Below are 19,643 nucleotides of genomic sequence, written 5' to 3' on the forward strand. Positions count from 1 at the left end.
ATTCCATTTATATGCAAAGCTATCAACCGTAAGCTCCTTTCCCTTCGCCTTAAGTGCAATGGATAGCTCCATAATAAACTTAACAAATGCCTTCTTATCGTCCTCACACTTTCCTTTCCCTTCAAAGTCGATGTCAACCCCGCCTAACTTAAGTCGCACGGTTTCAGCAACTAAGGCCGCAATGAATTGTTTTCTATGCGTTTCAAATACGTTTTTAGCTAAATCCCAGTTCCAGCCATTTCGGGTGCTGTTATAAACACAAAGTAATACCCGCACATTATTGGCATTTCCCCATTTACGAAAGTTTATAATGGTTGAATCATCGATTGGCTTAAAATTATCAACCAACTTAATTTGACCTTTAGTTGTAGGACGCCAGAATTGGAGTCCTATGTGGGTAAGACCATCTTTCATCCCCATACCTCCGAATGATTGATCTAAGCGTGCCCGGCATACATCTGTCGCGTAAGGAGGGACCCAAGTCATAACGCGACATGCTTTAACCCCCACTTTATTGGCATTCGCCGACCCAAACAAAAGAAGGGCTACCAACCAGAAAAGTTGCTTCAGAAAAAATTTAATTAAATATGAATCGCTTCCCCATGGGCGGCAGCAGCGGCCTCAGCCAAGGCTTCACTCATAGTCGGGTGAGCGTGAATCGTTCCATGAATCTCGTCTACGGTGGCTTCCAATTTCATTGCCAATCCATACTCCGTAATTAACTCGGTAGCATCCGATCCGATAATATGAGCCCCTAAAATCTCTCCGTATTTCTCACCCACAATTACCTTCACAAAGCCCTCTGAATGATTCACCGCCACCGCTTTGCCGGATGCCGCAAAAGGAAACTTACCGACTTTGTATTCGATACCTTCCTCTTTTGCCTTCTCCTCCGTTAAACCAATACTGGCAACCTGAGGCTGACAGTAGGTACAACCCGGAAAGGCATCAACTGGTACAGGTTGCGAATGACCAAACATTCCATTAACAGCCTGTATTGCACGGTAGGTGGCAATATGAGCTAACCAAGGAGGACCGACAATATCGCCGGTCGCATAAATTCCGGATTCTGAAGTTTCATAATTTTCGTCTACTTTCAGATAACCTTTCACAGTATCCAGTTTTAGTTTTTCTGAAACTGCACCATCAAGATTAGGAACTACACCGATTGCCAGCAAGAGGGATTCAACCTCCAGGCTTTCACTTCCCTCGTCATTACCCAATGTAAGCGAAACGCCATTTTCTCCAACCTCCACCGAGTCAACACGGGTGCCAACCCGACAATCAATTCCCTGTTCAGCAAATGATTTATGCAAAGCATCAGAAATTTCAGCATCCTCTACTGGTAAGACTTTAGGCAACATTTCAATCAGTGTCACTTTTGTACCGAAGGCATTTAAAAAATAAGCAAACTCTGCACCAATTGCACCTGCACCCATAATCGCGATAGTCTTTGGCTGCTCAGTCATTGCCAAAGCTTCCCGGGATGTCATCACTCTCTTTCCATCAACTGCGATTTCAGGCAAAGTTCTGGGCTTGCAACCCGTAGAAATCATTATCCTACTTCCCTTCAAATAAGTTCCAGCCTTCTCGCCTTCCGTAATTTCTACCATTCCAGCAGCATGGACCAATCCCTTGCCAACAATGTATTCCACCTTATTTTTCTTAAATAAAAATTCAATTCCACCGCCCATTTGATTCGCCACCTTACGGGATCGACCCATCACTTTTTCAAAATCCACTTCTATTTCCTTACAACTAAAACCAAATACCTCGGAATGCAGTGCCGCCTGAAAAGACTCGGCACTTTTCAAAAGAGCCTTTGAAGGGATACAGCCCCAATTTAAACAGGTTCCACCAGCACGCTCCATTTCGATGCAAACTACCTTTTTTCCAAGCTGCCCAGCCCGAATGGCAGCGGCGTAACCAGCGGGCCCACCGCCAATAATAATAAGATCGTAAGTAATATCAGATGTCATAAATTAAATATTGAATGGAAATTACATAATACTAATTACCTAAAGCTTACTAGTCAATGAAACGAAAATAAGATTCGGTTGTGCTGAAATTTTCGTTTGGGATTCTAATTTAACTCATTTCCTGCTTTAGTTCATTTTCTGAAAATGATCGAACAACTAAAAACAAAAAATAATTATCGCGACATAATTGTAAACAGTCTATCCCATTGCCTTACATCCACTTCTCTAAAACAGGGTACCTGCTTTAAAGGAAAAGTTAGAGATAGATATGATTTGGGAAAAACTTTTGCTCTCATAACAACAGACAGGCAGTCTGCTTTCGATCGAATATTGGCAACGATTCCATTCAAGGGTCAAGTACTCAATCAAACCGGTGCTTGGTGGTTCAATCAGACGAAAGATATTATCCCCAATCATGTGATTGATTTTCCTGATCCGAATGTCACCATTGCCAAAAAATGTACGCCATTTCCGATCGAATTTGTGGTTCGCGGGTTTGTGACTGGTAGTTCAAGTACTTCCCTGTGGACAATTTATGAAGAAGGGAACCGAGAATATTGTGGAATTCAATTCCCGGATGGCATGGTAAAAAATCAAAAATTACCAAAACCTGTTATTACCCCAACCACGAAAGAAGAAGAGCATGACAGAGCAATATCGCCTGATGAAATTATTGCAGAAGGGTGGATGGAGAAAGACCATTGGGAATATGCATCCCAAAAAGCAATTGATTTATTCGTGCGAGGTCAGGAGATGTCATCCAAACATGGACTCATCCTTGTAGACACAAAATATGAAATGGGACTTGATGAAAATGGTGAAATTACACTTATTGATGAGATTCACACACCAGATTCAAGCCGATATTGGATAGAGGAAAGTTTCCAAGAAAGATTAGATAATCAAAAGGAACCTGAAAATATTGATAAAGAATTTTTAAGACTGTGGTTCAAGGCACACTGCGACCCCTATAACGATAAAATTCTTCCGGAAGCACCAAAAGAATTGGTCACGGAACTTTCTGCTAGGTATATTCATCTGTATGAGACAATTACTGGCGAAAACTTTTCTTTTCCAGACCTAACACAGACCATGGAAGAACGTATTTTTAATAATCTAAAACCTTACCTTGGCTAATATAAAATTGGTCATAATGTCGGGATCAGTATCTGAAGAGTCACATGCTTAAAGAATAATTGATAACCTAGGTAAAATAGGAATCAAATGGGAACAGCATGTCACATCCGCACCCTAGCAACCATTGAAGGTTCTCATGATCCCTACGATAACCAAAATGAAGAATCATCTATTTACATTACCATTGCAGGTCGTTCAAACGCCCTGTGCGGATTTATAGGTTCAAATTCAAACCTTACTACTCTTGCCCGCCCTTGGTAGATAAAACTGACATGCTGATTAAGATACATTCGACATTTCAAATGCCTATTAACATGCTAGTTTTAACGATTTTAAACACTACAAATTGTGCATTCGCAATTTTGAGAATTTTCAAGGTTTCATTGGTAAACTAAAGTTGACCAATTTCACGCATAACTTGAGTAGAGACTTCTTCATAACTGTCCTTGGAGAGCGGATCGGAACATAGAGAATCGAAGGGTATTAAAGGACCGTAAGTGATACTCAATTTTCGACCAATCCTAGGAAAAAACATTCCTTTTCCCAAGATTTCATAACTACCCTTTATACGAACAGGTAATACTGGGCACTTGGACTTAAGCACAAGTAAGCCGAGTCCCTTTTTACCGGTACCGAGACTACCGTCTGTGCTTCTCGTTCCTTCAGGAAAGACGAGAAGGGGGTCCCCCTGCTTCAAAACTCTTAATGTATGCTTTAGCGTACCGAGATCTAACTGTCCCCGATTAACTGGAATGGAGTTCAGTCGTTTGATTAAAAAGCCAAGAGGGCCTTTGAATAGTGAATCACGGGCAAAATAATGTAAATTGCGATTAACCTTACAACCGACGAGGGGAGGGTCTAAAAAACTTAAATGATTGGAAGCAAGTATAAAACCACCAGATGAGGGTACATTGTCTAAACCATCAATTACTAACTTATGAAAAATTCTAAAGTATAAAAAAGATAATATTTGAGCGCTACGATAGGTGTAGGTGATCACAGATTATGAACTAATTGGGAAATGTGAGATAAAACCTCTTCCTTTGTTAATTGTGTCGTATCGATTATAACCGAATCATTACATTGGGTAAGTGGGGCAATCTTTCTTGTCTTATCTAAGTGATCACGGATAGAAATCTGATCTGATTCACCATCTAACTCGCGTCTTTTAGAGCGAATTGTTTCATCTGCAGTCAAAAACAACTTTAGGTCGGCATTAGGTAAGATTACTGTACCAATATCGCGACCCTCCATAACTAATCCAGAATAATGGTTAGATCGTGCCAATTCAACTTGCGATTTCTGATAGTTAAAAAGATGTAAACGTATACTGGGAATCGAAGCATAGGACGAAACACTGGAATTAATCTTATCCGAGCGAAGTATATTTTGCTGATAACTAAAACCATTTATTGTAATGACTGATTTCTTGCCAGTAATATCTGAATTTAATTTAATTTTATTTAAATTTGGAGATTCAGCAGCATCCACAGGTGAAATATCGCTATCTAAAAGAGCTGCGGTAATCGCGCGGTAATGAGAACCCGTATCAACATGTAAGAAGTTAAATTGGTTAGATAAAAGATTTGCAGTTGTTGATTTTCCGGTACCTGCACCTCCGTCAATAGCAATAACAGTGAATTTTTTCATCAATTAAATACAGTTAGATTGGAGATGAGAGAGTACCTGAAAAAACTTAGGAAAAGTTTTTGCACAACAATTGGGATCCTGGATTCGCATCCACGATTTACCATTTTTAAATAAATCGTGAGAACCTAATATGGCAAAACACATCGCAAATCGATGATCGTCATAAGTATTGATAGAAACAGGAGAAACACTAGATAATTTATTTAAACTTGGTTGGATCGAAAGAAAATCGTGGCCCTCTTCTACATTTTGTCCCAGTTTTCGAAGTTCATTTGCCATTGCACTTACCCGATCGGTTTCTTGTTTGCGTGTATGGGCAATGCCCGAGATTCTGAGTGGAGACTGAAGAAGGGGTGAAAGGGCAGCAAGGGTCAGAAAGGTATCAGAAATATCATTGAAGTCGAAATCTCCTCCCCCGGCGATTGTATCCAGGCGTGATTCGATACCGAATTCAGATCTAGAAATACGAAATCCTATGTTTTTTACTACCTCACAAAAACCTATATCCCCCTGTAAGTTACAATTTTGAAGGTTTTGCACGACAATCTCACCGCCCACTGACAAAGGGAGGGAAATAAAATAGGAAGCAGCAGTTGCATCAGGCTCGATAGCATAATTTCCGCTTTCAATATTTAAGTTTAAATCAGGTATTAAGAATTTGTTTCCATTCTGAGTAATTTTTTGAGAACCATTCTCGGTAAATTGATGAATCATTTCTACTGTCATCTGTACAAATGGCCTTGATACAGTTTCACCAATTAAGTTAAGCCGAATTTCGCCAGGAATTAATGGACTAATTAATAGAATAGCAGATAATATTTGACTACTTGCCGAGGCATCAATCTCCCAATCTTCATTCGATAGAGCATTTGTTTTTATGGTAAAAGGGAAACAATTCTTTTCACCCTTAAACTCAAGTTTTGCACCATGTGATTCTAGCACATTGAGCAATCCACCCATCGGCCGAACCCTCATTGGCAGAGATCCATCGAGAGAATATTCACCTCCTTCTTGTAAGGCAAGTAGAGCGGTAAGAAATCGAGCTACCGTTCCCGCATTCCCAACATTTATAGTGGCTTTCTTAACGGGCAGGACTCCTTTACAACCATAAACAACAACTGATTTATTTTCTCTTTCAATTTCAATTTTTACGCCCAATAATTTTAAGGCATCGAGCATGATATCGACATCCTCACTGTGCAATATACCGTTTAATTTAACAACTCCATCATTTAATACTGCTAAAATAAGTGCACGGTTCGAAATACTCTTAGATCCGGGAACTTCCAACATACATTTATTTTTATTACTAAACGGTATAATATCTATAAAATCATCGTTCATTTATCTAAGTCCTTACGAAAGTTTGATCCTATTTTTAAATAGTTGTGTAATTCGTTTTTATTTTCTCCTTTCAATAATTCTTTAATTTCTTCAAGTGATTTCTCCCAGCCTGCTATTGAAGTTAAAATTTCTTTTTTATTCATCTGAAAAATTTGCTGCCAAAGAAGGGGATCTCCCTCAGCAATTCTAGTTGTATCTTTCAACCCATTTCCTGAGATTTTTTTCCAGTTTGGGTCCTGGGTATCAAGGTGCCTTGAAAGACAGGAGGCAAGTAAATGTGGTAAATGGCTAAAGTATGCAGCCGCCCGATCATGTTCAGCTGGACTAAATCGGAATACGATCATTTTTAATGCTTTCCAGAACTCTTCTAACTTTTGAATATAGTTTACTGGAGCATCCTTCATCGGGGTAATGATACACGATTTCCCATTCACTAGTTCTTTGCTTGCAAAATCCATCCCTGACTTTTCTGAACCTGCCATCGGGTGCGAACCAATAAAAAATCCCTCCGAGCTTTTCATTGCCTCTTCACAATCCAAGCAAATTTGGTTCTTCACGCTTCCCACATCAGTAACCAGAGTCCCTTTTTCTAAATAAGGAGCAATCTGTCTTGCTATTCCTCCGATTGTTTCCACTGGCGTACAAATAATTACCAAATTGCTTCCAATGACAGACCTTTCTAGGTTTTCTTCCCCATGTTGACACCAAGTTTTCGAAGAACACAAGTCTACCGTCTCTTTTCTTCTCGCCCATATTGTAATTGATTGTGCAATCTTGGCATGATGAATAGACATCGCAAGCGATGCTCCCAATAAACCGGAACCAAGAATGGTGATTTGCTCGAACATTGATTAACTAGTGCTTAAATTTGGTTGATAGTTAGAATTTTAATATTACAACTTATCCATTGATGGAAAATGATTTTAAAGAGCAAGACTCAAAAGATAATGATTGGGGCCAACCGCCCTCACCCTTAACACCCGAAAATCAAAAAAAAGCGTTTCGAGCTCAAATGGTTTTAGGAATCGTTTCATTAATTGGCATTACCTTGCCAGGAATACTTTTTTGGTTATTGGGTTGATAGTATGAACACTGTGAAAAACAACTTTATCATGACGTCGAAAGAAAAGAAAGGTTTCTGTAAAATTGAACTTATACTAATTGTACTAATTTTATGCACCGCAGTATTTCTTGCTTTGCCAATAGTAAACACTTATCTAAAATACCAATCGACCGATAATATTAAAGAGCTCGATCAAAATGTACCAAGTTGGAATGAAGGCATAGATGAAAACGACTCGGATGTACCGGTAAAGATTATTACCAAAGACTAATCTTTTTATTTTTTAAAACCCCCATTATTACTATATTTGAAGCTTATCAATAGTAAGTTGTTTTTAACTTTTTGCTTGGTTCTATCTATTTTCTCCATTCTTGGGGTTCTTTATTTTGTCGTGATCACAATTGGGGGAGAGGAAGGTAAACATTATGTGCTAGACAATTGGTCTTTGTTTAAAAAATTTTTACTTGATAATGGATTTTGGCTTTTCGTCGCCCTGGCTATTTTACCCGGTTTTATCTTACCATGTGCACCCTTTTTATTTTTATTTGGAATATGGGGAACCAAATACGGTACTGGTCTCGCTTGTGCCATCAGCGTACTTGCTTTATCCCTAAACCTAGTTTGGACCTATTGGCTCGCACATGGCATTGGGCGTTCATTTATAGACAAACTGCTTAAAAGGTTTAAGTACAGAATACCTGAACTACCCCCTAATAATTTAACTCAGTGGGCAATCATTCTACGTCTCACTCCTGGAATTCCATTTATCTTTACCAATTACGCACTTGGCTTATTGAAAATTCCCTTTTCAAAATATCTTCTTGTCTCGATTCCGATTGTGGCAATTACTGATTGTGGATTTGTTTTGGCCTCAGCAGGAATTTTCGGTGGAAGTTGGAAATTTATATGGAGTGGGGTCTCCATTCTTATCATCATGATCTTGATTGGTCGCACTGTCTCTAAAAAACAAAATAATGCAGACAAATCTATTTGAAGAAAATCAGGACTCCTCCGAAATATGGTCGGTTGGACAATTAACAAGAGAAATTAAGAGTACACTCGAAAATAGGTTTCCCCCTGTTTGGATAAAAGGTGAAATTTCAAATTTAAGGGCACAGCCTAGTGGACACCGGTATTTTATTTTAAAAGACTCCACCAGTCAGATTAAAGCAGTTCTCTTCAAAGGCGATTTTTCTCATCTGGGATATATTCCACAGGAGGGTGATGAGTGCGTAGCTTATGGAAATGTTACCGTCTACGAACCACGGGGAGATTATCAATTTCGAATCAAACATCTAATGCAGGATGGAACCGGTAACTTGCGACTTCAATTTGATCGTTTAAAAGCAAAACTATTAGACGAAGGTTTATTTGATGATAGTCAAAAGGTAACTCTACCAAAACTTCCAAGAAAAATTGCCCTAATTACCTCGATTAGAGGTGCTGCCTTACAGGATTTTCTAAGTATATTAAAACGAAGAAAATGGTCTGGAGAAATTGATATTTTTAATTCCTCAGTACAAGGTAGAGATGCTCCAAAAGAATTAATTAATGCCTTATCCAATGTGGAAAGAGATAATGATTACGATCTAGTAGTTCTGACTCGAGGAGGCGGAGCCATTGAGGACCTTTGGGCTTTTAATGACGAAGAGTTAGTTCGTGCCGTTGCTTCGTCCAAAACACCCATTATTTCTGCGATTGGCCACCAGACAGACTTTGTACTCACTGATTTTGCTGCCGATTTTCGTGCCGAGACACCCTCTGCTTCTGCGGAATGGATAACTTCACAACACATCCAGCAAATTGAGCACCTCAAGGCACTTCAAATTCATCTACGGGACATCCCCCAACAAGCAATCAGAGTGCGTCACGAAAAACTGACACTTTTAGAAGCTAAATTGCAGGTATTATCTCCTCAATCCAAAATGGAAAGTTATCATCAACACTTAGATGATTTTTCACTGCGAATGGACCGCGTGATGGAACAATTCATTGGTCATAATTTATATAAAATAGACTCACTCCACCAACGATTGGAAAGTAGTAGTATGAAATCGGTCCTGAATCGTGGATTTTCCATATTTGAAAACTTAAACGGACAAACAATAGATCGTGCTGAAAAACTCAAAAAGAATGATATCGTAAAAGCAGTTTTCCAAGACGGCTCCAGGGAAATGAAAGTAGAAAACTAAATTTTATTTAAATTTTAATTTAAATTCAAAACATCCTCTCTGCATATTTCGAAACCATTTTAAAACCGATTGATTGATAAAGATTACCGCCCTCTTGGTAGTCGCTAAAAAGGATACATTTTTTCTTTTTTTCCTGTTGGGTAAAATGAACTAAATCTAAAATTAACTTCTGGGCAATTTTTTGATTTCGCCACTCGACTGGAACATAAACAAGATTAATTACAAAATAAGAAGGTGTCTCTCTACCAAAGCCGGCCATCCCGCATGTTTCAAAATTGGCACTCTGGATAAAAAATAAAGATTGGTTTTTCATCATTTTCTTCGCCATTAAAACTAATGCCGAACCATTGAGTGGAGGATTTGACTCACAGGCAAAATTGAACGCCCATAAACGAGCTCTTGGCCATTCGTTATTTCCGACTGCTTTGATCGAATATTGTTTGGTGCTATCATTTCGCCATTGAGAAATCTTTTTAGGTGATTCGTAGATACCAAAATCTCTGCGACCTTCCACTTGTTCTGAGATACCCTTTAGCCAAATTTTGGTAAAAAAGAGACTGCCCTGACGGGGGCCGGACACCCCCTTTAATTTCCACTTTTTTCTTTTGAAATATTGGATTAAGTGTTCTAGGTAAATATTTTTCCCACTGGAAATTAATAAATAATTTGCCTCAGTTCGAATCGCACAAAGTTTTATTTCTCCATTCTCAATAATTACTCCTGCCCAAACTGAAGAGGAAGGCACTTTGACTAATCCAGAAAGAGTTTCCCAAAATAAATTATTAACAACCTCATTTCCCAAAAGAAAATTCTCGGTCTTTTGAATAAATCTAGCTAATGTTCTATAACTTTGTACTTTCATTTTATGAAGGCGATAATAACCATTCCAAGAAATTGTTTTATTTAAAGAACTCGATCAAACAGAATAAATAATATGGCAAGCAACGATTCAAATAATCGATATAATCAAAGAGGAGTTTCCTCAAGCAAGGATGAAGTTCATCAAGTCGTAGATAAACTGGACCGTGGATGCTTCCCAGGCGCGTTTTGCAAAGTTACCAATGATCTCCTAACGGGAAATAAAGATATGTGCAATGTCATCCACTCTGATGGTGCTGGCACGAAATCTATCCTTGCTTATCTTTGGTATAAAGAAACCGGGGACGCTTCTGTGTTTCGAGGTATTGCACAAGATAGTATTGTGATGAATTTGGATGACCTCGCCTGCGTTGGTATTTGGGACCAAGTTGTTCTTTCTAGTACAGTGAACCGAAATGCAAGAAACTTTCCCGGAGAGGCTCTTGCCTCTCTGATCGAAGGTACGGAGGAATTTATTCAAACATTGCGTGATTTTGATATTGATGTTTCCAGTGGGGGAGGGGAGACCGCGGATGTGGGAGACCTTACTGGAACGGTTGCCGTAGATTCCTGTGCGGTTGCCATCGTGCCGAAGGAAAAAATCATTGATAATGCTAATATTTGCCCTGGGTTAAGCATTGTGGGCTTATCTTCATCGGGACAGTCCACTTATGAGAATAAAGAAAATAGTGGTATTGGAAGCAATGGATTAACAAGTGCCCGTCATGAAATACTCTCCCCTCACTATCGCCAAAATTACCCTGAAACTTTTGATCCTCAAACTAAGGAAGAATTTCTCTATTGCGGACCATTTCGCATGCAGGATAAATTAGTTAATTCATCTCTTTTGATTGGAGAAGCATTACTTAGCCCCACTCGGACCTACCTTCCAGTTGTTAAATCAATCATGTCGAAAGTGGGACAATCAATCTTAGGCTTGGTTCATTGTTCTGGAGGCGGGCAAACTAAATGCATGCGCTTCGGTACAAATGTATATCATATAAAAGATAATCTTTTTACCCCCCCCCCACTATTTCAGGAAATTCAACGGGTCTCAGGAACAACGGATAGGGAGATGCATCAAGTGTATAATATGGGGCATCGATTCGAAGTGTATTGTAAACCCGAAGCGGCGGAAGAAATAATTGCCCTTTCCAAGTCTTATCAGATTGATGCACAAGTGATTGGCCATACCGAAAAGAGCATAAAGCCAGATTATAGCAATCATCTTACTATTAAATCAGATCATGTTGAATTGCACTATGGATGAGACTGAAAAAATAAAAGTAACCCTTACTAAAACTGTTACATACCTCCGTAATGCGTGGGGAAAAATAAACCCTGAAGTCGCACTTATATGTGGCTCTGGATGGGGAGAAATCAGTGAAATATTCCCCAATTCTTTATCTATTAACTACTCGGAGATACCGGGGTTTTCCTCCACCACGGTTGAAGGACATGAGGGTATTCTGAGCTTGTGCGAAATCAATCAAAAACAAATTTTACTCTTTCAAGGCAGGAGACATTTATATGAAGGGGAAGGATGGGACCCCATTCGCTTTCCCGTTCTTCTTGCAAACGAATTAGGAATACAGAACCTTCTCTTAACAAATGCAGCTGGAGGAATTAATCCAAACTTTCAAGTGGGCGACCTCATGATTGTAGAAGATCATATCAATTTTATGGATTCAAATCCCTTAATTGGTGCCTCCCTCAATCCTAAAATACCCAGATTTCCTGATCAAACTGAAGTTTACGACAATACCCTTAGGCAAAGACTTCAAGAAATTGCCAAGAAGAATGACTTACCATTCGTGAAAGGGATTTATTTGGGACTCTCCGGCCCTGCATTTGAAACTCCCGCCGAAATTAATGCGTTTCGGGTGCTCGGTGCCGATGCAGTAGGAATGTCAACTATTCCAGAAGCAATGATCGGAAATGGATTAGGTATGAAAGTACTGGCAGTTTCCTGCATCAGTAATTTAGCCGCAGGGATTTCAGAAGAAAAGCTTTCTCATCAAGATGTTAAACAAGCCGCCCAAATTGCACTTCCCAAGATGAAGGCATTCTTTTCTGCCTTCCTCAGGGATTTACTTGCTTAAAAAACTTCATTTCTTAAACAAGCAAAAGTTTATCGATCGCCCGACCGGGAGAATTTTAAAGTTTCTAAACTTACGGTTAATTGGGAATGCTTTCATTTCATGTTCGACACATCTAAATAATTATACATGGAGTTATAGCTTATGAATCATCATGAAATTGAGGAAGGGATTCGCTTAGAGCTTGATTTTACAAAGCTTAAGAAAGTGGCGGACTGTAAAGAAGATATTATCCCCGCGGTCGCACAGGACGCCGATACAGGAGAAGTACTCATCGTCGGATATGCCAACGAACTCGCCCTTAAGACTACATTACAAGAAAATATGGCCACTTTTTGGAGCACCAGTCGAAATGAACTGTGGATAAAAGGAAAAACCTCAGGAGATTATCTTGAAATTGTCGAAGTATGCGTAAACTGTGAGCAAAACTCACTCCTTTATCGAGTAAAGCCAAAGGGCAGGGGAGCCTGCCACACGAAGAAAGAAGATGGTACACCCCGTGCCGGTTGCTATTATCGAAAGTTGAAAAGTTTCACCGAATTAGAATTTAAATAAATTTAATCCCTTCTTATTCTAACTCGCTTTCTTCTTTAATATCTGTACGAAAACGAGGCTTTCCATAACCGGTTGCACTGGATAAAGGCTGACTTAATTCAGCCACTTTTTTTACCTTTAATTTACTGCCATCCAGTCCAAGAAAAAAGATTCCTCGCATGATCGGTGAGTGGCCAAACCTTTGATTAAAGACTTCGAGGTATTGAGCATTTTTTTGAATCATTGCTTTTAACAAAACCCCCCTTTTCCCCTCCTCCAAAACTGCGGGGCTCACCTTTGTCTTAGACGAGGGAAGACTAAACTTCTCTTTTCCAAAGATTACATAGAGCGGAGTACGAGATTGAGAAATAAATTTATAACTTCCTACAGGGACTTCATTCTTGGAAAACGGAATAGGATAAATTCTCCATAATCCATTTTTTTTCTTGTTCACGAATAATAATAAGAACTCCTGAATACCGCTTTTTCCCTGAGGTAACTCAAACTCAGCAGACAGGATTCCCATGGGTTGTCGAATTGAATTATTTTCGTCTTCTACTTCCCACTCCCTCGGTCGTCTTTTGTTATAAAAATTCACATTCCCATCGCCGTAATAAACAAACTTTCTCGACATCGAACTGGAGCCGATTGAAATTTCTTCTATTGTAGCGTTTGATTCTTTTTCGTTTCCCCATGGAGCATAGGAAAAAGATTCACTATTATATTTTTCTAAAAAGACGGCGGAAAAGACTGCAACAGGTTCCATCAATTTCTCCTGAGCATTGACATTTCCAATGCCAAATATATTCAAAACTAGGAAAAAAAAGACTGACTTATATCTTGTAAATTTTGTAAGCATCAACAGATAAAACAACAGTTCGAATTAAAAAGCAAAGTTGCTTTTATACGTCCTTCTCATTTAACCAGCGAAATTTTATAATCCTGAATTTTCTTCCAAATCTTTGGTTTATTCCCTGATAAGAAATATCTTTGTCTGGGTTTGATAAAGTCTCCTCCGAAGGATCTTGATTTAACTTCAAGTCAGATTTTAATCCATCCGCAAATAAATCATTAGCACCCGTTTTTCCAATTCCAGGAAGATCGGGTCCGCCCTCTGGCCCTGAAGTCACATCACTCCCTTCTTTGTTACGACTGTTTTGATTTAAATCCAACCAATGCTCATCTCTACCATTCCATATTCCATCAAAATTCATGTCTTCAAAGGGTTCATGCGGACGATGATGGGGAGCGTCTAGCTCTGATTTAATATAATCCGGGGTTCGCTGAACCGTAAGTTCGATCCATGCACGAGAGGAGAATACCTGGTCCTCTGTTGCTGGGCTTTCCCCCATAACCCGAATGGTAAATGTATCAGAACGAGCTGATGTTACCGGGGCAAGCGGGCTAAGGACATCTGCCTGCATAAGCCAACCAGGCTTATTGGCTGCGGTTGCCACATTTTCAACCGCAAGTAAGTTGTCGGGAGCTTCCCCGCTTGAAAACGCGTTCTCATAATAATACATCTTATATTCGACTCGGTCTTCAGAGCCGCCTGTATTAGGAGTAATATAGCCAGGTCTCCCAAAAGGTGGTTGAATATTTTCACGATCTTCTACCCCCATGCCCCACGGTTGCGGATAAGTCGTATAATCAGTTGGCCAAATTGGATTGCTCCTGGATGGAATCGGGGTGGCGGGTTGTGAAAAAACAACTCTTTTAAAAACACTGCCACTATTCGGGTTTTGATATTGTGTTCCGATAACTGCATGAAGCCCAAAATCTGAGGATTCGAAATTACTTTGAGTGATGTAGTTGGAATCATTAAATGGAGTAGTTAGATATTGGTTTGATCTAAATCTTGTCGTAGGAACTTTAGGAATAATTGGATTACCCATTGGTTGACTAGACGGGTTAAATTGGAAATTACCTTGGTTGATATTCGCGTCTGCTATCGCAGCCTGTACTGTTCCTCGTAGGCCAATTGTTGAATTTCTCGTTTCCTCTGGCCATTCAGTAAAAGGGAGAAAGACAAGACTGTCCTTTGCTTCACTTTGAATTCGGCGGTTTACAAAGTCAGAAAAAGAAAGAAAAGGACCACGCAATTTAATTTGCTTCACCATGCTCTTGGCCAAATTTATAATTTCAGCATCGTCTAAACTACAAATTTGATTCCATGGGTTCTTATCTATTTCATCCAGAAAACGCGGAAAAAGGGTTTCGCTCGAAGGAGAAGAACCACCTGACCCACGAATGCCCTTAAGAGCACTCAACTGAGAGACCCAAGCATTAACGGAAGTTGAATTTATATTAAATGCACCATCCAAAATTAGATCGGAAGCAAGAGTCTGATATTGAAGGTCCTTATTTTCTGATTCACCCAACTTAACTAAATCTTTTTGATCATATTCAGTGAGTTTCCATTGACCATTTTCCATCCACTCTTCCCTCAAAAATGGAGTTAATCGTGAATTCCTAAACGGACTAAACCTTTTCCCTGGCTCCAGGTCCGTCGGAATTTGGGTAAAAGTATCTAATCCATCAATTCCAGAAAAGAAATATCCATCAAATAAGGCACGGTTTGCATAATAAGAATGATCTAGAGTAACATTTTGATGTTCATTCTGAGCCCCATCATCTCGAATCGCACCCATTCCCGTATTCCAATTACTTTGCCAAGGAAATAAATTAATTTGTCTGGAGCCCACTCCAGGTATATCAGCAAGAAAATTAAATGTGGCCTTTTGCCCAACGATATCCATGGTGCCCTTTGGTTGCGCTTTCAGGGCACGTACCCTTGCCCATGTCTTGTAACGACCCACTTGAGGTGACGCATATGAGTTTCCAACTGTATAGGCGGGGCCATGAGAATAATTATTGAGATTCGCATGTTTTAATTGACCTAAGGATAAAAGGGGTGTGCGGGGAAGGTCGAACATTACTGCTGAAGCACTTGCTCCCATCGTAGAGCCAATTTGCATTTGCTCGTGAAAGAAGCCAGCACTGTTCTCCAGTCCGGCCTTGGGTACAATTGCATCCGTAAAGAATTCTGTCTCAAAACCTGCGCCAGGTGTAGAAGTGGTAGTAAAATCAGTCAATGGATCTAAATCTTCACCCCTTGTCGGAGGAGTGTAGAAATTGAAGTTATTCTTATCGTAAATCGCATGAAAGCGGGACTTTCCGCGATAATTACTGCCATTAAAGAATTCTGTTTCCCAATTATTTCCATATCCTTCCTGTAAGCTGTCAACCAATGCCCTTGGGTTAAACTGATTAAAGACAACCGAATTTGCAGTTCCTGGAAATTTCCACCTTAATCTAAATCCATTTCCGACAAGAGAATCCGAGGTGTGCCGAGACATGGAATTGGCCAAATGCGAGGCTTGCGAAAAATCCAAATGTCCGCTGCTCATGTCCAAAGAGAATTTCTTGTTTATTTTTTTCAGGACTTTTAAGTTATTGAGCGAATGAGTCCTCGGGTCGTTTCCGTACACGGTAATGCCCTGTGGTCGAAAATAGGATGAACTTTGTACCCTGTTTCCTGTCCTAGGATCAAAATCCTCTTTGACTCTACGGTTTACTCCCCGAATATTTCCAATCCAAAACTGCATAGTCAAAGGTTCGCTTGCTGTAATTGTAAAATTTGACTTACAAATGAGGGCATTTGCAAAACCCTCATCTCCCTTCGATAAAGATGCCTCAATAAATTGAATATTATTTGAACTTACTAGATCAACCCAGTTCCATCTTTGATCTTGAGATAACACAAAATGAGACTTTTCTCCCGCATCTAATTGTAAATTACTTATTTTCAGTAACAGATGCCTTTCAGCAGATAGTGTAGTTGGAGTAATATTGGAAGAGCCTTGATCAAGACTTCTAAAAAAGTGGTATTTGGTAATTTGCCCATTGGGTCCCCAGGGCGGAAGATCTGGAGGAAAGCCTGTATACTGGTTATCACCTCTAAAATTACCAAAGTTACCACCCTGTGGATGCCGAATATCCCTGAGGTTAAAGGGTTGATTTAACATCCATCCACGATTGTAGCGAAATCTATTATCTCCCAAGTTTGGGCTTCCTCCTCCTCCTCCTGGCGGACGGGGAGGGCGAGGGATATGAGTACGGGGTTCACCAGGATCCCACCTGCCATTACCATTCGTGTCAATATAAGGCATAGTTCCTCCCGGCACCTGCCAATTTTGCGTGGGCATACTTGAAACACTTGTTGTTGTATTTCCTGGAATATAATGAACCGTGGCATTGGGGTTGTGAATATACCACTTCTTAAATAAATCCCATTCCTTCGAATTATATGCACTCATGTATACGGAGATTGGTATCTCCACATAAACATCGTTCAATTGAATAGGAATATTATAGGGATTCCAAAAGGCAACGGATGGATACATTGCAAGAGCAAGTTTATCGTCCGTCCAAGTTGGAACAGCAGAAAATTTAAACTCAACAAGGGCGGGAACAACAGAATGATTTATTGGCTCGGGACGAATTGTTCTCTCAGCGAAATGATTAAAATTATCCACTAAATCACGAATGGAGACTTGTATCTCGCCGTTTGGATTATTGGGGCGTTCAGCAAACAAAATATTATTATCTCCCACTATCCTAGGAAACCCGTCAGGCATTAACTTTTCTTCTTGTTGGCGTGGATCGTTAATAACAGAACCCCATGCTAAATCTGATTTAGCATCTTTCCACTTATTATGAAAATCTCTAAGAACCGACCAACGGGGACCCGCTAAAATGGTATTCTTATCATCGATTGTCGCTGCAAACTGTCCTGAAGATTGATCATTCCATTCATTCGCAAACGCGGTCGGTTTAAAGGACAGGTTTTTCATGTAGTAAATTCTGTCCTGATATAAATAACCTTGAAAATCTTTTTCCCAGGTTGTTCCGGATTCAACCGCAAAGGCACTACTTAAATCTCTTTTAAGCCCGCCTGTTCTTACATCTGCAAGAACACCGTAAGACTCTGTAGTAAGACCATGATAATGAGCGGCGATACGATTCGATTTCGTTGTCGGATCCCCCGTCACCCCATCAATCTCTGCGAACATTCCGAGCGAGATAATATCTTGTCGATCTTCTTCAATCGATGGGGAAAATGTAATTCCAAATCCTGTTTCTAAATTGGGTTCAGATGCGACGGAAAGATCGTCCCATACATTTTCCCCTTTTTTAACATTCACATGATTGACTTTCGCTTTTACCCCCTCGTCGCCTACCCAGTAAGCATAAGAAGCAGCGGTACTGGGAAGACCTTCTGATTCATCAGGGATTTCAAAATTAGTTTTCCTTACTTTCACCGGTTCTCCGGCAAGGTGGTTTTTCCAATCACTCGGATTCTCTGGGTCATAACTAGATTTCAAGAGAGGTTTTTTGAGCATCCAAACTGTCTGATTGGGAAACTGGATATCATCCGGATCCGGTAATTCGACAAGTGGGTGAAAATATTGAGGATCAAAAATACCGGAGTTTTGATTTGTAAAATTTTGCTGAACCACGCCCTGATAATCCAACCAAGCGTTCCCCTCCTGACCATAGGAAGTTTGGGCCCCATTAAAATACCGTTGATCCTTTTCAATACCATCTGGGATCTCGATATAATCCTGCCTGGATACAAAGGATCCGGATCCTTGTAATACCGCCAATTTTTTTTCATATCCCTCGTTTCCACTCACTAACCAGGCAACTTCAACCGCAGGGTGCGGATCAAATTCAGAATCCTGCATAATTGTTTTATTCACAGAGTTTCCGGTTTCTAAAATATTGGGAAATGGTTTCGCACCCGGTTGGATTCCTCCTTTACTTTTCGCACGAGTTTTCCAAACCCCAGTCCAATATCTTTGGCCAAAGGATAATTTATCGTATTGGTTATCCTCATCGAGGTCTACTCCGCTTGATACAGAAAGACTGGCATCGTAGTTTTGGTTCACATATAAATCACCCGATTCGACTCTTTCATCCAAAATATCTGCAGTTGCCGAAATTCGTGTATCCGGACCCAAGTGTTTTTGGATTTCTCCCAACGCTACCATCATACCCATACGGGCATTTGCTTGAGCTAAAACTTTTTGCTTCCTGAGTTCGGCTAAGTTTAGATCAGTACCCACTAAGCTGACGAGAGATACGACAAGCAAAAACACTAAGCTCATGAGAGAAAGAGCAAGGACAAGAGCAAAACCCTTTCTTCGATCCTTTTTCATTTCATGGGAACAATCGGGTAACTTTTTCATAAGGCAACACTTACAAGTGAGCCCTTATTGTAACCAGATGCAAGTTTATAGAGAAGAAAAGTGCTTTATCGGGACGGAATCGCTAAAATATCTTCTTCAGAGGGCCAATACTTTTCGATATCTTCTAAAGAGGGAATTTCCCGGGGTCTTACCACTCGAAATCCAACAAATATTGCGTCTGTATGATACCAAACACTTTTAGGGATTTGTGGGTCTTGTTGCTTCCATGCTTCTTCCGAGCCCATCCTTCCCGCACTCCTGTGACTTACTGCACCATCATCCCACGATCCTCCTTTTACCACTCTTGGATACAAAGTATTCGGAGCAACAAGCGGGTTTTGCAAAATACCCTTGGGGGCAGTATCCGCTGGGGGAACAAATTGATCGAGCACCCACTCCCACACATTACCATGCATATCATAGAGGCCAAAGGGATTGGGAGATTTTTGTCCGACTTTTTGGTACTTAAATCTACTGTTTCCCAGATGCCAGGAATGATTAGATAACTCTTCCGAATCATTTCCAAAACTGTA

At 40.0% G+C, this 19,643-nt stretch carries 19 protein-coding genes; 9 read left to right on the forward strand and 10 right to left on the reverse strand.

Going from position 1 to position 19,643, the window contains the following annotated elements:
• The coding region (locus ACKPQ5_RS02590) for a glycosyl hydrolase family 18 protein (RefSeq protein WP_407677532.1) at positions 1-486 on the reverse strand (486 nt) is incomplete at its 3' end.
• A 95-nt stretch (positions 487-581) separates the two neighbouring features.
• Entirely contained in the window at positions 582-1,979 is a 1,398-nt protein-coding gene (gene lpdA, locus ACKPQ5_RS02595; protein WP_407677533.1) for a dihydrolipoyl dehydrogenase, read from the reverse strand.
• Between the two features lie 144 nt (positions 1,980-2,123).
• Between lpdA and ACKPQ5_RS02600 the strand changes: the two genes are divergently transcribed.
• A complete protein-coding gene (locus ACKPQ5_RS02600) occupies positions 2,124-3,116 on the forward strand; it encodes a phosphoribosylaminoimidazolesuccinocarboxamide synthase (protein WP_407677534.1) in 993 nt (330 codons plus the stop codon).
• An 87-nt stretch (positions 3,117-3,203) separates the two neighbouring features.
• Positions 3,204-3,377, forward strand: coding sequence for a hypothetical protein (locus ACKPQ5_RS02605; protein ID WP_407677535.1), 174 nt, complete (start codon positions 3,204-3,206; stop codon positions 3,375-3,377).
• Between the two features lie 130 nt (positions 3,378-3,507).
• Here the strand turns inward: ACKPQ5_RS02605 and ACKPQ5_RS02610 are convergent, their stop codons facing one another.
• The 4 genes from ACKPQ5_RS02610 to ACKPQ5_RS02625 are packed head-to-tail and all read right to left on the reverse strand — an operon-like array spanning position 3,508 to position 6,958.
• Positions 3,508-4,116, reverse strand: a complete 609-nt coding sequence (locus ACKPQ5_RS02610; protein ID WP_407677536.1) for a lysophospholipid acyltransferase family protein — start codon at positions 4,114-4,116, stop codon at positions 3,508-3,510.
• Complete coding sequence (gene cmk / locus ACKPQ5_RS02615) at positions 4,113-4,766, reverse strand: (d)CMP kinase (RefSeq protein ID WP_407677537.1); 654 nt, start codon at positions 4,764-4,766, stop codon at positions 4,113-4,115. Before cmk ends, ACKPQ5_RS02610 begins: the two co-directional genes overlap by 4 nt.
• 3 nt (positions 4,767-4,769) lie before the next feature.
• Complete coding sequence (aroA, locus tag ACKPQ5_RS02620; protein WP_407677538.1) at positions 4,770-6,110, reverse strand: 3-phosphoshikimate 1-carboxyvinyltransferase; 1,341 nt, start codon at positions 6,108-6,110, stop codon at positions 4,770-4,772.
• Complete coding sequence (locus tag ACKPQ5_RS02625; RefSeq protein WP_407677539.1) at positions 6,107-6,958, reverse strand: prephenate dehydrogenase; 852 nt, start codon at positions 6,956-6,958, stop codon at positions 6,107-6,109. The genes aroA and ACKPQ5_RS02625 overlap by 4 nt, the downstream gene beginning before the upstream one ends.
• A gap of 62 nt (positions 6,959-7,020) precedes the next feature.
• Between ACKPQ5_RS02625 and ACKPQ5_RS02630 the strand changes: the two genes are divergently transcribed.
• The 4 genes from ACKPQ5_RS02630 (at position 7,021) to xseA (ending at position 9,365) form a co-directional block, all read left to right on the forward strand.
• Positions 7,021-7,191, forward strand: coding sequence for a hypothetical protein (locus ACKPQ5_RS02630; RefSeq protein WP_407677540.1), 171 nt, complete (start codon positions 7,021-7,023; stop codon positions 7,189-7,191).
• A gap of 31 nt (positions 7,192-7,222) precedes the next feature.
• Positions 7,223-7,444: a hypothetical protein gene (locus tag ACKPQ5_RS02635; protein ID WP_407677541.1), complete on the forward strand. Its 222-nt coding sequence runs from the start codon at positions 7,223-7,225 to the stop codon at positions 7,442-7,444.
• A gap of 120 nt (positions 7,445-7,564) precedes the next feature.
• Positions 7,565-8,167: a TVP38/TMEM64 family protein gene (locus ACKPQ5_RS02640; RefSeq protein ID WP_407677542.1), complete on the forward strand. Its 603-nt coding sequence runs from the start codon at positions 7,565-7,567 to the stop codon at positions 8,165-8,167.
• Complete coding sequence (gene xseA, locus ACKPQ5_RS02645) at positions 8,148-9,365, forward strand: exodeoxyribonuclease VII large subunit (protein WP_407677543.1); 1,218 nt, start codon at positions 8,148-8,150, stop codon at positions 9,363-9,365. The genes ACKPQ5_RS02640 and xseA overlap by 20 nt, the downstream gene beginning before the upstream one ends.
• 25 nt (positions 9,366-9,390) lie before the next feature.
• Here the strand turns inward: xseA and ACKPQ5_RS02650 are convergent, their stop codons facing one another.
• Positions 9,391-10,227, reverse strand: a complete 837-nt coding sequence (locus ACKPQ5_RS02650; RefSeq protein ID WP_407677544.1) for a GNAT family N-acetyltransferase — start codon at positions 10,225-10,227, stop codon at positions 9,391-9,393.
• Between the two features lie 72 nt (positions 10,228-10,299).
• Between ACKPQ5_RS02650 and ACKPQ5_RS02655 the strand changes: the two genes are divergently transcribed.
• The 3 genes from ACKPQ5_RS02655 to ACKPQ5_RS02665 all read left to right on the forward strand — a co-directional run bounded on the left by ACKPQ5_RS02655 (position 10,300) and on the right by ACKPQ5_RS02665 (position 12,877).
• Positions 10,300-11,493, forward strand: coding sequence for an AIR synthase related protein (locus tag ACKPQ5_RS02655; protein WP_407677545.1), 1,194 nt, complete (start codon positions 10,300-10,302; stop codon positions 11,491-11,493).
• Positions 11,471-12,325, forward strand: a complete 855-nt coding sequence (locus ACKPQ5_RS02660; RefSeq protein ID WP_407677546.1) for a purine-nucleoside phosphorylase — start codon at positions 11,471-11,473, stop codon at positions 12,323-12,325. The genes ACKPQ5_RS02655 and ACKPQ5_RS02660 overlap by 23 nt, the downstream gene beginning before the upstream one ends.
• 141 nt (positions 12,326-12,466) lie before the next feature.
• The gene (locus ACKPQ5_RS02665) at positions 12,467-12,877 is read left to right on the forward strand and encodes a phosphoribosyl-AMP cyclohydrolase (protein ID WP_407677547.1); all 411 of its coding nucleotides are present in this window, start codon (positions 12,467-12,469) and stop codon (positions 12,875-12,877) included.
• Positions 12,878-12,890: 13 nt separating this feature from the next.
• On the opposite strand, the gene ACKPQ5_RS02670 is transcribed toward ACKPQ5_RS02665, so the two are convergent.
• From ACKPQ5_RS02670 to ACKPQ5_RS02680, 3 genes are all read right to left on the reverse strand, one after another.
• A complete protein-coding gene (locus tag ACKPQ5_RS02670; protein WP_407677548.1) occupies positions 12,891-13,667 on the reverse strand; it encodes a hypothetical protein in 777 nt (258 codons plus the stop codon).
• A gap of 91 nt (positions 13,668-13,758) precedes the next feature.
• Positions 13,759-19,110 carry a hypothetical protein gene (locus ACKPQ5_RS02675; RefSeq protein WP_407677549.1) on the reverse strand — a complete coding sequence of 1,784 codons (5,352 nt, stop codon included), beginning with the start codon at positions 19,108-19,110 and terminating at the stop codon, positions 13,759-13,761.
• A gap of 65 nt (positions 19,111-19,175) precedes the next feature.
• Positions 19,176-19,643: formylglycine-generating enzyme family protein (locus ACKPQ5_RS02680; protein WP_407677550.1), on the reverse strand; the 468-nt coding region annotated here is incomplete at its 5' end.

The organism is Candidatus Seribacter sulfatis, assembly GCF_964187635.1.
GTDB lineage: Bacteria > Verrucomicrobiota > Verrucomicrobiia > Opitutales > Seribacteraceae > Seribacter > Seribacter sulfatis.